Origin of the sequence: Colwellia sp. BRX10-9 (assembly GCF_014077405.1) — a bacterium.
Lineage (GTDB): Bacteria > Pseudomonadota > Gammaproteobacteria > Enterobacterales > Alteromonadaceae > Colwellia_A.
The window spans coordinates 40,118-54,405 of sequence record NZ_JACGVV010000017.1 but is presented as its reverse complement, the minus strand read 5'-3'; the positions used below and the strand labels follow the sequence as shown (position 1 = coordinate 54,405).

Genomic DNA, 14,288 nt, shown 5'->3' with positions numbered 1-14,288 from the left:
GACACTCAACAAACTATATCTATCCCCCCGATAACCTTTTACTACTCTGTGAATTCCATCACTTTAATTTGAACCACCACATATTTCATAAACTACCTGTATTTCGCATGAATGTTAAAATACTTAAAATTTAGTTTTCTAGACCATCATAGAGACGGGAGCGTAGCGATAGTTGAATATGATGGTTCAAATATAAATCAACAAAGGATATAGTGACCCCTGTTATATAGTTAATAATGTCGTATACAGGTGGAAATTTGATAGTTGATAATAGTCATGAATGGGATGTTCATAAAACAACAGGAAAAGAGCTTAATAAGTTTAACAAGAAGAACCAGATCCCACTGGAATCCATTAAGCCGATATTGGCAATCTTAGAGCTACTGCCTAAAGCACAAAAATATACCTCGGCATTTAAACAGGCATACCCAAAAACACATAATACAACATTGGAAGCTATATTGCCCCTATACATGAAGTTACTACAACTTGACTCAGCTGAAGTTCTCCGTATCGATTCTCATATCTTCGGCACTTCAGGTGTACTAATAAAAAAACAAGGCTTAAAGAAGATCATAGCTAAAATGGAAGACATAAAACATATTGAAGTTTTCAGTGGTTACACATTCAAAGAAAAGGATTCGAAGTATAACAAATCAATGCCAACAGCAATTAGGCTGATAGAAAAAATTTATAAGGGGTAATGGATACAGTATTAACTCTTACAATCAAAAGTAGGGGTTATTTACCAATACGGAATTAAAACCAATTTAAAGTGAATAAATATAAAACTGTATAGTTTGGTTGTGGTTGTGTAATGCTGACTTGTGTAGTTTATGCTACCTGTACCACCCTGTGTTGCTTTATAGTGCTTATTACTAGCAGTGGTGGGGTTGTCAGTTTTTACGGCTTAAATTCTCACTATAAGGCCTTGTCGCTGACATCCTATTGATTTTATTCATTAAAGTCATAGTATAAAGCTATAATTTTTCATTATATAGGTTCTTAATGATTGCCAACCTTTGTACCAGCCAATCATATTTTTATCAATTAACTCAAGCCAAACAATTTTGTATAAAGCAGGTTTAGGCGAAGTAACTATGTTTTATCTGACAGGTCAGCTGATGCCACATTCCTGACCTAAATTAGTCCTCAAAATTAGGTAGATTTATGTCAACAAAGATACGAAACATGACATTAGCTTTAACTTATCTAGCGACAAGTAATCCGACTAAACGGACATATTGACACTTAGTTGCCACGAAAAACTTCATATAACAAAATACCAAAAAGTATCCAAAGTAGTCAAATCAATGCGTTTTTTAATGTGGTGGTTCTTATTTGATATTCTAACCAATCTATAATGCAATAAAAACAAATGAAAACTTAAAAAATTAAAGCTAGTCCCCTAAGTTCATCACTTTCAGTTTAGGTATAATCTTTAGCAAAAATAGTGAATGGCTTAATGGTCTTTCAATCCTTCAGTTTCCAGTATGTTCTTGTTGGTTTTTTACCCATAGAACCTCTGCCGACTTTGACAATTGCATTCTTTTCTTCGTCATATTCTATACCATCCATAAGGGCTGCTTTTGCGAGCTTTGGATTTTGTTTGTGTAGTTTTGAGTAATTATTATCAACCCAACTCCAGACTGCCTTTCTTAGTGCTAACCCATGCCCTTTATGCACGATAGAAAAAATATTTATGCAAAATCCTAAAATTCTTGCTGATTGGTAATTTGGATATTTCTCAAATTCCTTTATTGAATTGAATAGGCGTCTTCTTACCTTATGCAATATAATTTTCTTTGCTTTTGAGTCTTTTTCAAAGTTATCAAATAACTTTCCCCATACTGTATTGTGTTGGATAAACCAACAAGTCATCATGGGTTCGCTTATATAACAACTAAAATGTATTAACTCAAAATAAAGGGCAGCAATATGGTCATAAAAAGATTGATTATTTAACTTGTCGCTGTTTTTTAATTTAATGCAGTCAGGAGGTGTTTTTTGTTCTGCAATAATCTGAGTCAATGAATTTGCGAAACCCACAACAGTGTCAAAGTTTTTAAATTCCACCTGAGAATACATATCTCTGGTGTTATCTGTCTTGTGCAGTTGAGCGGCGAACCCTTGAATTGTACTTAATGCCCTAAATAACTCCGAAGAATGGCAATACCAGTAACCCGATTCTACAAACCCTCTAAATGAAATAAGAACTAATTCACAATACTTTGAAATTTGCTCGTTATCCCATTTACTTGAGCTAACATAATCAACATCCAATACTGTGTTACCTCTAACCTGACTTATTATGTGATAATTACCAAACATTGCGCGACTAAGTGCTTTATTATGACCTAATAAGCCTGAGCGATAATGCTCATTTTCGTGGTATATTAATGAATTTTTATTGTTTAAGAGTGAGGTTGATATTAACGATGTGATTATATTGAAACAGTTAGCGTGAATTGTTTTTTCGCTTTCTAAAGCATTAAAAAATGCTATTGCTGTATGTGGTGAGTATGCAGCCAAGGTGTCACAAAAATTCTTATTAGATAATAAAAAAATCAGTTCGTATGCTTTACGCGACATTTTGCAATTTTGGGATTTTACATCGTTGCCATTTACAGTATTTGCATATTTAACCAAATCAGGAATATGATTGACTAATTCATCACTCAGCATTCTAATTTCACTTTCTTTAGCCTGCATTACATACTGGTAGGTAACCTTATAAAATCTCTTATAATTGGACTTTCCATACTTTGGTGGCTTTATAAAGGCAAACCAGAGCCAGACTAAGACAGTTATTAAAAATGTTAGTGCAAAGATGCTTTGCCAAAGAGCTTGAGATAAGTTCCATGCAACAGTTGCCCATTTTTCTGCAACCCAAATTTCACTCATTAATGTCCCTATGCCAATAATTGCAATAATTGTGAATGAGGCTTTAGGTAAGTTAAATGGTGCTGTCGCGATTCTAAATTTATAGCGCACATCAGTTATAGTGTAAACAATTACAAGTAGCGCTAAAGCTGATAAAAATTCTGAGAAACCAAATATAGTGGAAGTGGAGCTGCCAGCTTTAACTAAGCAAACAGATAGTATATTCCAATCGCAATTCATCATATTCCTAATTTTTTCACCAAATATACCACTTATTTTTATCTTGGTTAAAGTCAATTACCGAAAGATAACTATTTCCTGCATAATCTCGCCATTCTTTAACCGTCTAAGCTAATACACTAAGTAAGCTATAAAGACAGTTACCCTGTAAATGCTTGTGAGTGTGCGAGAGCGAAAAAGATAACTATCTTGCAGCAAAGCGAGAATAATATTATCAAAAGCAGGTATAAGTCTTCTGGTGTTTGGTAATCTCATACCACTTTAATGTTTATTTGGTGTAACTTCTAGTTATGGTGAGGAGGCTACTAATGCCACCAAGGGAACATTAGTACTAATAAATATAGGTGCTAGAAATCATATCAATTTTTGGGGTTGGATTAATCGTCACTTATGAAGTTGGAGTTGTAACATCTCCAATACATTTATTCTAGCTTCATCACCTACAATCATCTCAAGACGGTCATATATATTTTCTTTCTCAAAGTTTGGATAATAAGTCGCCCACCAACGACATTTGTTCCCAACAAGATCATTAATGCACTCAAAGTATACGAGATCAATTTCAGCTAAAGAATGACCAAGAATAATAACATTATCAATATCACACAAAGACTTAAAAAAATCACTCTCATCCGCTAAGCAAGCATCAGAATCTTTATAACTTGTTTTAAAATAACTGTGAGCACTCTCAAGTGCAGATTCATAGTCTGGTGAATACGAATCTGCATGGGCTTCTTGTTCTTCTTCAGACCAAGTTGACATATCAGCAATTGGCTTAGACTCATAACCAGAATCTTTCATCGCATGCCCAATAACAATCTCAGCTGGACTATTAAGCTTACCGTGAATGTAGCAAATATTCACTGGTGATATGGCGTATATGCGCTCTAGAGTATTGGTGTAATTAAAGTTTATGAAGCGAGCATTGGCATCAAGTCCTAATTGTTTATCTGCGGCTACACCAACATTTTCAGCCTTACTTAAATAGTTACTTAATTCTTGGGTTAACCCTGAAGTCATGGCGTCAATGGCCGTTTCTACTTCATATAAAAACTGATTCTCATGGGGATCAATATCATAATATTCACTTTTTTGATCTATAAGTTCCTCAACATCGAGATTAGCTAGGTTTTCTTCTAAGTTGTTCCAGTGCTCTTCTAAGTTTTGAGTAGCTGACATCATAAACACACCGTTCTCGTATAATCGACTGAAGTCGCTATATTTGGCATAGATACGGAATTCTGCCAATGAGGTAGGTAACCCATGGTGCAAATCAAATCCGTTTCCAACTACATAAAGTGTCCCCATACTAGTATTACCTTCTTTCGAGTTTAACCAATAATATAACTATAAATGTCACTAGTAGTAAATAAACCATACTTTTCCTAACTGTTTTATTCGCATATCCTTCGTTGGTGAATATATCAAGTAACCTGAGTAAGGTAATTATCTAATCCGCCTACCCACACCCATGACTTAAATCTCAAACAGTCATTGGAAGTACTGAAGAAGATATAAAGTATTGCATTATGATCGTTGGTAATATTTTAATCAACGACCGATATTCGCTCCAAACTGTCAGTTTGGATAAGGTAATATCATCGACTTAGTGTGATCTAAACCCAAGCTATAACCCCTTCAATCTAGCCCTACAGATCCAAATACTAAACTTAATGAGATAGAAGCTACGAATCTTATTACTATTACAATATGCTCTAAGAGAAGCATACAGTGACAAATACAAACTAGTAGCAACAAACGACCGTTATATGACACCAACAATGACACCACCAAAATAGTATCATAAAACACAGTAAACACATTATTGACACCACTGATGATTGTTGATACCATTTATTGACACCAACTAGGGGCTTAGACAAAATGAGAACTTTCGCATACTTGAGAACATCAACTGATAACCAAACCACAGGCCAACAAATGATGGTTATCGAAAAAGCTGGTTATGATGTAATGCCAAATAGGCAAGTTAGTGAAGTCGTTTCAGGTAAGATACCTGCACTACAACGTCCTGAATTTTCACATTTGGTTAGTAAGCTGGAAGCTGGTGATACATTGGTAGTTAACAAGCTAGATAGACTTGGACGTAACAACGTAGACCTACAGACCACTATCGAATCACTACTAGCTGATGGTATCAAAGTCGTATGTTTAGATTTACCCGTTAGTGACCTAAGCAGTGCAGAAGGTAAGTTGATGTTACAGCTATTCGCCTCATTCGCAGAGTTTGAACGTAACCGTATTAGTGACCGTACCAAAGAGTCTTTAGCTAAGAAAAAGGCTAATGGTGTTAAGTTAGGTAGACCTGTAGCAACAAGTACAACAGAGCAAGTCCAGCAATGCAAGACTGATGGGCTGTCACAAAGTAAAGCGGCTAAACACCTAAGTATAAGTATTGCCACAGTTAAACGACATTGGAACAAGTAACCATTTAATTATTCATAAAGGGGTGTACCCTTTGTCAAAGTACCGTGTACCCTCCTTCACTGACAAGTAGTAATTTTAAAAAATTTTAAAATTGAGATTTAGCTAAATCTGACAGGTAACAATAGGCTTTAAGCCACAGTAGGTATTTCACCTCTTAACGCTAACTAATGCCACATTGCAGACATTAGCTGATGGGGGCTAGAGATAATTCATATTAGGTTTTGTAGGGAAGCTAAACGTAGTCAACCGTTATCTGTTTACATGAAGCTATTATGTGATTTTTATTTAAGTTACTGTTTGAGTTTGATAAAATTACTACTTTGCTGTCTTACCTTATAAGGATTTATACATTCATGGATTTACCTTTTACCTCTGCTGAGATAACAGCATTCAAAGATATTGCATTAGCTATTTCAGCTATGGCGACAGCTAGTGCAGCAGTTGCTACAGCGACATTTGCATATAAAGGATTGAACAAGTGGAAAAGTGAAGCTAGATTTCAGGATAGGTTTCAGTTAGCAAAAGAGGTTGTTGAGACTACTTATAAGGCTAGTGAAGTAGTATCTAGATTAGCAGCCCCTATTCATATACTGCACGCAGCTTCTCTTGCCGAAAGGCTTCCTGAACAAAAAATAAAACCTCTGAATGAATATAAAGATAAGTTGTCTAGTTTAAATATACAGGCTCGTGCACTATATGGTGAGGAACAAGCTAAACCCATTAAAGATTACATATTAGCAATCGATGATGTATTGGCAGCCTGCCAAATATTCCTAGATAACTACAACCATATAGAAGGGATAAATTTAGCACTTGAATCAGGTGTAATTACTGGTAAAGACGAATTGGAACAAGCAGAAATTGAGATTGAAGCATTTACTGAGCGTATGAATAGAAGTAAATTCTATATAATACGAAAGCCTAATATGGAAAAAATTAAAGCTATGAAAGGGTTTGCATCTGTTGCTTTGGAGCACGTACTTCTGCACACACTTAATAAGGATGTTAATACAGGTATAATCTACAATTCAGAAGAAGCCGCATTAGACAGTCTAGTTAAATCTATGCAGTCATATCTTGGGGATTAAGTTAACCTGATTCCTTAGAAAAGTATGGCAAATAATTAAATGCTAACGACTTCTGTGGCGCATTGGAGACACTATCCTGAAACTTTTAGTCATACATTCTCAAATGAATGAATCATGAGTGTTACTGAGAAGTCTTAGTAGCACACATCAACCAGACGATATTTTCTTTAAGTATTTGAAAATAATTAAATTAACGTGTTATTTCTATCAAGTTATTACTGAAACGTCTCAGTAATAAACTTATCTGCCTATAAAAAACACCTATAACAACACAATAAGACTTTGAAATTAAAGAATATTGAGTTACTTTATTCAACAATCAAGTAGATGGGAGTTACTGAGACGTCTACATAATAAGCTGTTATAAATACCAAAAGGATTGAGTGTGGACGTAACATTTTTCGCAGCAAATGCAGATTGCGATGTTAGTCATTTTGAAGAAATTCTTGATGGCTCAATTCTGGGTGGTGGTAATTTTAAGAAAGAGCATATCGGTGATTTACTGAGTTGCTTTAAAAGTTCTGGTTCTGCTTTAAGTGACAACCTTTGGCTATTGCCAATAAACTTCTCAGAAGAGTTATCAATTATTGATGATGATAAGTTAAAAAGTATCGCCGTTCATTGGTCAGAAGAGAGTTCGTGGGAAAATACAAACGTTAATTCTATGGATTTAGCAGGTCATTTATTAGAATTAAAATACGGCTATTTACAACATTCAGATAAAAGAATTTTTGCACTATTTGAGTAGGTATTTATAACAAGCCATTCAAGCAGGACAAATAACAGTTGGCTATTTGCTCCTTCGTCGCTTATTTTAGCCAACCATTATTTGCCTCTTAATGGGGCGTTATGCAGCTCTAAAGGTGAATCCCGTGAAACGAAGTGAAGTTAAAGAAACGCATGAAAATTCTGTCCTTGCAGGGTTCAAGAGCTTAAGTGAACTCAACGGCAATATTGTCGAAATATTGGATAAGCCAGAACCACCAGATGCAATAATTACAATAAATGGTAAAAAAACTTGGATTGAAATTACAGATGCTTTTATATCTCCAGAACATGCAAGGAGTATAACCTCACAAGTTGCAGAAGATAAAGAATGGATAAAATCGACACCAGGGTTAATAAATGTAGATGATTTTAATGAAACTTTAAAAGGTGTTATTAAAGCAAAATATGATAAGGATTCAATACAACGAGTTTACAGGAAACGTGGAGCTGGAATTTTGATTGTTGGTTGTTTTAGTCCTTTTCATTACCCAATTGAAGAAAATATTGAAGAGCTAATTAGTACCATTCAAGACACTTACTCTTCAAATGAACCAATGTTTAACGAAATTTATTTATATGATTATGACTACAAGCTTGTAAAGGTGGTGTAACTGCATAACAAGTTGCTCAAGCAGGACAAAATACAGTTGGTTTTTTGCTCATGCCTCGCTTATTTTAACCAACTATATTTGCCTGTTAAATAGGCGTTAGAAGACTACGATGATATACAAACCTAAGGTTCTATTAATTGAATCACCATATAAATCAGATCGCAGCACGATAGTTGATGAAGTTAAGCTATCAGATAACGGTTTAGATATTATTGTTGAATCAAAGAATTGGAAAATCAAAGCCAATTTTGATGCAACATGGGGTTTTAGAGTTCTTGATGAAGGTGACTTAGGTGAGTTTTGGACTGAGTGCGATTTAACTAAAGGTTGGTGTTTTGAAGTTATTGAAGGTGGCTGGAACTCCCTTGAGAAAACGCGAGAACACTTCATAACTGGTAAACTTTGTGAACCACATGAATATCTTATTATTGGTTTAAATGAGTGCGTATCAGTGTTAGCTCATGAGCCACCAATGATTACTGAGCTAGCGTCTTCTAAGTCGTTAAAGCAGGACAAATAACAGTTTGTTTTAATTGGGCGTTACCGATACAAATACTAATCAAAATTCAATTTTAATCGGTTCTTACTAAGCTCGCCTTCGTGGCAAAAGTGATCACTCGTAATATGTAATACATCCCTCAAGTAGCATTGTAACAAATAAACATTCAATTAATCATATTGCCGTATACCCCTTTTCAAAGTACCGTGTAGTCCCTTTCACTGACAAGTAGAAATTTTCATTGATAAAGGTATATCAAAGGAGGCTTTATTACTTGCCAGATAGAGGTGCTAATCGTATTGTTTACTTAAATACCCTTTCAGCTCAATAAGACATGGAATTTTACGAAGTCGAACCAACATTAGATAACTACTGGCGAGCAATCATATTGTTCGGAAAGAATGTCGCGTCCTATAAGTTTGCATTAGCTAAATCACTTTACGAGCTGAATGCTGTAACTGATGATTTAGTTACTATGGAGCAACTTGCAGAGCCTTTTAGTCGCCACTTATGCGAACACTTAAAGCACTCCCCTAAACAAATAACATCTAAATCGAGTAAGTTCTTATCTGCTTGTAATAATTACAATGCAAATACATTAAGCCATGATGAGTTAATATCTCAAACCACTAGACTTGGTTTTGCAAACGTTATAGATGCTTTTCATAATGTGAACAGTGATGAAATAAAAGAACGATTCTTTATTGATGAACGTAAAAACAGTAGGGGCATAAGAATAACTAACAACTTCTTTAAACTTGCAGAGCATGAACAGTTTGCTAATTTTGAGCATGAAACAGAAGCTCGTTGGAAACTAGTTGAGCAAGGTTGGAAAATGGGCGTTGCTCGAAGCATGATAAATGTTGAGTATGACCGAGACCTTAAAACATTGTTTACGGGTGATAAAGAACGCAGAGTTGATATAACAAGCTGTAGGGATAGCCTAAACGGTTACCAGAAAGGTCGTTGTTTTTACTGTTATGATTCTATTAGTGTCAATAAGCATAGTGACAACATTTGTGATGTAGATCACTTTTTACCATGGTCTCTTAATAATATCTTACCTAATATGAATGGTGTGTGGAATCTTGTATTAGCATGTCAAAGTTGTAACCGTACTAAGTCAACGAGAATCCCTACTCTTGAACTGTTAAGAAAATTGCATAAGCGTAATGAATACTTCATTACTAGTCATTTACCCTTACGCGAAACATTAATACTACAGGCTGGTAATAATGAAGCTAAAAGAAAAGACTTCATTCAATCAGCGTACAATAAAGCGATAACCACTGCTATACAAACATGGCAACCAGAAATAAAAGGCATAATTACTTTTTAATATGACAATTCAATTTTACCAAGACAATGCAGATGATTTCTTTGAAGGTACTGTAAATGTCGATATGAGTAACATCTATCAGCACTTTACTAAGGACTTAAATAAAGATTCATTAATACTAGATGCTGGTTGTGGATCTGGCCGAGATACAAAAGCATTCATTGATATGGGCTATAGCGTAGAAGCCTTTGACGCAAGCTCTGAGCTTGTTTCTCGTGCCAGCCGACATACTGGAATAGTAGTTAAAAACGCACTATTTAATGACGTTGACAGTGTTGAGAAGTATGATGCTATTTGGTGTTGTGCTTCATTGTTACATGTCCCTGAAATCGAACTACCTGCAACAGTAAGTAGATTAGCCAAAGCGCTTAAAGTTAATGGTATCTGGTACGTATCTTTTAAATATGGCGATAAGCAGCGAGAAAAAGGTGGTCGTTCATTTACAGACATCAACGAACAGCGCCTTATTGATCTTGTTGCAACCTTGATTAACATTGATATTAGTTCGACTTGGATTACAGAAGATAATCGACCAGATAGAAATGAAAAATGGCTCAATGCTATTTTAATAAAAAGTTAACCATTAACATATTTGACTAACAGCTAAACAACATTGAAATAAGTCACTCTTCAATTATTGCACAGGGGTAGCACCCTTTTCAAAGTACCGTGTAGCCTCCTTCACTGACAGGTAGTAATTTTAAAAATTTGAACATTGAAATTTGGCTAAATCTGACTTACAACAACAAGCTCATTGATTGCGGAAATTTCATCTCAGAACGTTAACTGGTGCCACAAAGCGGTCGTTCGCATTTGAATGGGAAAGATGATTCGGATTAGATTTTGTATCGATAACGCCAAAATAACGGGCTAAGTAACACTTACTAAAATTGTGGAACGAAGCAGAACCGAGCAGGCGTTACGTGTCCTGTTAATTTACTTGATAGTGTTCTATTTTGCGACTAGGGTTTATCTGAATTAACTTGAATTAAAACACCTTGACCATCATAGGAGTATTTTACAACTTCCTCATTGTTGTACTTTACAGATTTGACACGACCTTTTTCATCAAATGTATAAGTTGTAGCGGGTAAAGTTATTGACCCATCTTTTAAAGCTGACATCTCTGTATCAGAAAAAGGTATTTCTGAATATAAAGCTAATGTTTCTGCTGCCCAACGCCTCAATTGAGGGTTATCTTTATCGGTTCGTTCTTTTAATATATCTACGGCTAGCTTTACATAATCACTTTGAATTGATTTAGAGTTCAACGATTTTTGAACTAACCAACCACCTGTAGCGATTAAAACAGGTATTGCTAGTAGTGAAAATATTGTACATAGTTTCTCTGCTTTTTCGTAACTATTCACTCAAATCTACCTTTAGAACACTAACGCCCTGTTAAGGGGCAACTTGCAGTTGGCTAAAATGTGTCGTGGGGCGGAACCTAACCAACTGTTAAAAGTCCTGCTTGAGTGGCTTGTTATAGGTTTTTGTTAACTAACTTGTTTGTAAAACGCTTGTAATTCTTGCATTGAAATCACAATAGGATCTGCATCTGGGTATAAATGCTCATCAATTTGCTCAGGTTTAACTTCAACTAAAGTTAATACTTGTGAACCATTTAACACTTCCATTGAGGTTATTGCGAAAATGTTTTTACTGTCATTATTAGTAACAATGTCTGAGATATTCATAAAATTCCTTTTTTATGCTCTGTGTATGAGAAACGTATAACGCTCACTAAGCAGTGCGAAATAGTTGGCTAAAATGTTGAAAGAAGTGAAAACAGCCAACTGTTATTTTTCCGTTTAAGCAACTTGTTAGCTATTAACCTTCGCCAATAATACAAAGCAATGTTCCAAGAGCAAGAACAGCAAGAGAAAATTTACCAGAAAATAATAAGAAGTCAGGATGCTTATTAACTTCCATTAATTTATTCTTTGCATTTTCTAATTTTTCTTGGTTGTCCTTAATAACAGGTGCAAGGTTACTTGGATTCCCAGAAAGTTTTACTTGTAATATTTCTAAATTCTCTTCGTGTTTAGCTATTTCTATTTCAGCAATGTCTTTATTGTGCTGGACCTTTGAAGCCCACAGGTAGCCGAGACTAGCTAGTAACCCAGAAATAAATATAGTAAATAACCCTAATTGAGATAACTTCTTTTTTATATCTGCATCAATTTCAGGAAATAAAGTATCTGTAATGATAAAAATAATGGCATAGACAATCAAGGTGCCTAATGTGACACCAAATTGTTTTCTTTTGGTGGGTAAATCGTAATAACTCAAAGAATATCCTTAATGACTAACAGCTTATTAGACGAGAAAGCCCCTTTATCAAGATCATTACCCGTCTGATTTATTTATAATAGAAATAAATTTACCCTTTTATTCTTATTATATCAAGCGGTTATTAATTTGTAGTTAATATCGCCAATGCGAACTAAGTTAGCATTAGCGATTGAACATTGAACGACCTCTATGCTGGGTTTAAAACTGTCAGGCTTAATCAAAACCTGTAAACCCAAAATGTCAGCTCAAGTCGGAACTAATAGACTTACCCCCTAATCTTTGAACTTCGTACTACATAGAGCTTTCATAGCTTTTAAGGTATCTAGAAAGGGCTTGTTTGAACGAAGGGCATTTACCTTTCCTACAGTGGATATAAGTTATCAAGGCTATTACGAGACCTCTCAAAGCCTCTTACGAATTAAGTTGTTGACTTTTCATTATTATTGTGCATAAAACTTGCGCCGTTCTAATTTGAAACAAACAAGTTTATGGGGTAGAATTATCTTCAGTGGCAAAAGTGCCGCTAAACAATGTTCAGGTGAACAACATGAATAAAACATATTACATAAACGAAATCAGGGGTAATCTATAAATAGCTAATTGCTTTTATTTATCTCTTTGCATTCGAATTATTACGGAGATATATAAATGAGAAGTTTAGTTAGCATTAAAGATTTACAAGAGAGTTTTGGTTTAAAAAGAACAGCAATGTATAATCTCAGAAAATCTGCTGGGTTCCCGCTATCAGTCACACCAAGTTGTTCTCACCCGCGATTTAGAAGATCAGAAGTAGAAGCTTGGATGACTCAAAATCAGCAAGTACACTAGTTAAAAATAAAGCCTCTAAATAGAGGCTTTTTTGTTTTTAACTTATGATGAGTTTACCCCATGCAGCATAGGCAGTTCTTTGCTCTTTGATATACTCAGATTTGTTATAAACAGAAAGTATACCGCCCAAGGTATGCCCCAGCATTTTCTCAGCAACATGAAGCTCAACTCCACTATCAACTAATGTTGTAGATAGCGAACGTCGAAAATCATGTACAGTCCACGGCTCCATATTCAATTTTTCAATGATTGCCCTACATGTCTTATTAATGGTTTGTGGGGTTATTGGGTTCTTATATGCGCCGTTAGGAAAAACATAATCAGTGAGATCACCAAAGGTATTTAGCTGCCATTTAATAATATCAATAACTTCATCATTTAATGGCCGCTTAACTGCAAAACCTGATTTGTGCTTTATCGCTGGTAAAATCCATATTTTTTTATCAAGGTCAATATCCTTCTTCTCCATTTGCCTTATTTCTCCATTCCTAGCCCCAGTTAAAGCTAAAGCCTTGATTGTATTGATCGTTGTAGGGTTTCGCTGGGATCGATCAAGCTCAGTAAAAATTTGCTTTATTTCTTCAATAGTGGGTGTACGGTCTCGCTTATTTGCAGGAGAACCAATTGAAGATGTCTTAATGGTAAGCATGTGAGAAGGAATAAACCCACGATCTTCTAAAAAGTTTAAGCAGGTTTTAAACTTCTTTACCATGCCCTGTGCGTTTGTAGGTGTTGAGTTTGTGCCAATAGTGTCAAAATAATTCACCCACTCCTTCTTAGAAAGTAGGTGTACAGGTTTAAGGGGAGCCTCTTTCACATGCCGCCTCATGCTATATTCATAATGCTCTCTAGTGGTTTGTTTGCCGATACAATTGTATTTATCTAGAAACTCTTCAACACAAGCTGCGAGATTAGGTTCGTTCAAATGGGCAGCCTTACCCTCTTCTTCTTCCCTCTTATAAACTTTTATATCGTGTCCGCCTTCTAGTATACGTTTAAGCTCAATTAACTCGATACGGGCATTCTTTAACGATAGAGTAGGATAACTCCCTAAATCGTACCTGCTGGCGTTACCTTGAAAGCGATACCTGTATTGAAAGACAACCTTTCCTTTAGGTGATACTCTTACACTTAAAGAGTCCCTATCAGCCACTTCAATCACTTTCATTTGTGGCTTCTTATGAAGGGACATTAATTGTTTATCAGATAACGGCATATTTACATCCTTTTTTATGTACACAGCCTATGATATTTTATGTACTCAAATTTGTACACAAAAGTTTGTGGAA

General features: G+C 35.2%; 14 protein-coding genes. 8 read left to right on the top strand and 6 right to left on the bottom strand.

Annotation, left to right across the window (positions count from 1 at the left end):
* Positions 1-257 precede the first annotated feature (257 nt).
* Positions 258-704, top strand: a complete 447-nt coding sequence (locus H4J69_RS11490) for a hypothetical protein (RefSeq protein WP_182244624.1) — start codon at positions 258-260, stop codon at positions 702-704.
* Positions 705-1,473: 769 nt separating this feature from the next.
* Here the strand turns inward: H4J69_RS11490 and H4J69_RS11485 are convergent.
* A complete protein-coding gene (locus H4J69_RS11485) occupies positions 1,474-3,123 on the bottom strand; it encodes a hypothetical protein (RefSeq protein WP_182244623.1) in 1,650 nt (549 codons plus the stop codon).
* A 384-nt stretch (positions 3,124-3,507) separates the two neighbouring features.
* Entirely contained in the window at positions 3,508-4,431 is a 924-nt protein-coding gene (locus H4J69_RS11480) for a bacteriophage abortive infection AbiH family protein (protein WP_182244622.1), read from the bottom strand.
* A gap of 576 nt (positions 4,432-5,007) precedes the next feature.
* Here H4J69_RS11480 and H4J69_RS11475 point away from each other — a divergent pair.
* From H4J69_RS11475 to H4J69_RS11445, 7 genes are all read left to right on the top strand, one after another.
* Positions 5,008-5,571 carry a recombinase family protein gene (locus H4J69_RS11475; RefSeq protein ID WP_182244621.1) on the top strand — a complete coding sequence of 188 codons (564 nt, stop codon included), beginning with the start codon at positions 5,008-5,010 and terminating at the stop codon, positions 5,569-5,571.
* Between the two features lie 353 nt (positions 5,572-5,924).
* Positions 5,925-6,659, top strand: a complete 735-nt coding sequence (locus H4J69_RS11470) for a hypothetical protein (protein ID WP_182244620.1) — start codon at positions 5,925-5,927, stop codon at positions 6,657-6,659.
* A 385-nt stretch (positions 6,660-7,044) separates the two neighbouring features.
* Positions 7,045-7,407: a hypothetical protein gene (locus tag H4J69_RS11465; protein ID WP_182244619.1), complete on the top strand. Its 363-nt coding sequence runs from the start codon at positions 7,045-7,047 to the stop codon at positions 7,405-7,407.
* A 124-nt stretch (positions 7,408-7,531) separates the two neighbouring features.
* Positions 7,532-8,038 carry a hypothetical protein gene (locus H4J69_RS11460; protein ID WP_182244618.1) on the top strand — a complete coding sequence of 169 codons (507 nt, stop codon included), beginning with the start codon at positions 7,532-7,534 and terminating at the stop codon, positions 8,036-8,038.
* Positions 8,039-8,147: 109 nt separating this feature from the next.
* Positions 8,148-8,558, top strand: a complete 411-nt coding sequence (locus H4J69_RS11455) for a hypothetical protein (RefSeq protein ID WP_182244617.1) — start codon at positions 8,148-8,150, stop codon at positions 8,556-8,558.
* Between the two features lie 313 nt (positions 8,559-8,871).
* On the top strand, positions 8,872-9,876 hold the full coding sequence (locus tag H4J69_RS11450; RefSeq protein WP_182244616.1) for an HNH endonuclease domain-containing protein: 1,005 nt from the start codon (positions 8,872-8,874) through the stop codon (positions 9,874-9,876).
* Position 9,877: 1 nt separating this feature from the next.
* A complete protein-coding gene (locus H4J69_RS11445) occupies positions 9,878-10,456 on the top strand; it encodes a bifunctional 2-polyprenyl-6-hydroxyphenol methylase/3-demethylubiquinol 3-O-methyltransferase UbiG (protein WP_182244615.1) in 579 nt (192 codons plus the stop codon).
* 382 nt (positions 10,457-10,838) lie between these two features.
* Here the strand turns inward: H4J69_RS11445 and H4J69_RS11440 are convergent, their stop codons facing one another.
* The 4 genes from H4J69_RS11440 to H4J69_RS11420 form a co-directional block, all read right to left on the bottom strand.
* Complete coding sequence (locus H4J69_RS11440; protein WP_182244614.1) at positions 10,839-11,246, bottom strand: RHS repeat protein; 408 nt, start codon at positions 11,244-11,246, stop codon at positions 10,839-10,841.
* A 126-nt stretch (positions 11,247-11,372) separates the two neighbouring features.
* Positions 11,373-11,573 carry a hypothetical protein gene (locus H4J69_RS11435; protein ID WP_182244613.1) on the bottom strand — a complete coding sequence of 67 codons (201 nt, stop codon included), beginning with the start codon at positions 11,571-11,573 and terminating at the stop codon, positions 11,373-11,375.
* Between the two features lie 133 nt (positions 11,574-11,706).
* Positions 11,707-12,168 (bottom strand): hypothetical protein, encoded by a 462-nt coding sequence (locus H4J69_RS11430; RefSeq protein WP_182244612.1) that lies wholly within the window; start codon positions 12,166-12,168, stop codon positions 11,707-11,709.
* A gap of 868 nt (positions 12,169-13,036) precedes the next feature.
* A complete protein-coding gene (locus tag H4J69_RS11420) occupies positions 13,037-14,215 on the bottom strand; it encodes a site-specific integrase (RefSeq protein ID WP_182244610.1) in 1,179 nt (392 codons plus the stop codon).
* Between the last annotated feature and the right edge of the window lie 73 nt (positions 14,216-14,288).

What these genes read in the sequence shown, in the direction of transcription:
- H4J69_RS11485 (WP_182244623.1), bottom strand. Translation starts at nt 3,123, where the DNA reads ATGAATTGCGATTGGAATATACTATCTGTTTGCTTAGTTAAAGCTGGC.
- H4J69_RS11480 (WP_182244622.1), bottom strand. Translation starts at nt 4,431, where the DNA reads ATGGGGACACTTTATGTAGTTGGAAACGGATTTGATTTGCACCATGGG.
- H4J69_RS11475 (WP_182244621.1), top strand. Translation starts at nt 5,008, where the DNA reads ATGAGAACTTTCGCATACTTGAGAACATCAACTGATAACCAAACCACA.
- H4J69_RS11470 (WP_182244620.1), top strand. Translation starts at nt 5,925, where the DNA reads ATGGATTTACCTTTTACCTCTGCTGAGATAACAGCATTCAAAGATATT.
- H4J69_RS11455 (WP_182244617.1), top strand. Translation starts at nt 8,148, where the DNA reads ATGATATACAAACCTAAGGTTCTATTAATTGAATCACCATATAAATCA.
- H4J69_RS11450 (WP_182244616.1), top strand. Translation starts at nt 8,872, where the DNA reads ATGGAATTTTACGAAGTCGAACCAACATTAGATAACTACTGGCGAGCA.
- H4J69_RS11445 (WP_182244615.1), top strand. Translation starts at nt 9,878, where the DNA reads ATGACAATTCAATTTTACCAAGACAATGCAGATGATTTCTTTGAAGGT.
- H4J69_RS11435 (WP_182244613.1), bottom strand. Translation starts at nt 11,573, where the DNA reads ATGAATATCTCAGACATTGTTACTAATAATGACAGTAAAAACATTTTC.
- H4J69_RS11420 (WP_182244610.1), bottom strand. Translation starts at nt 14,215, where the DNA reads ATGCCGTTATCTGATAAACAATTAATGTCCCTTCATAAGAAGCCACAA.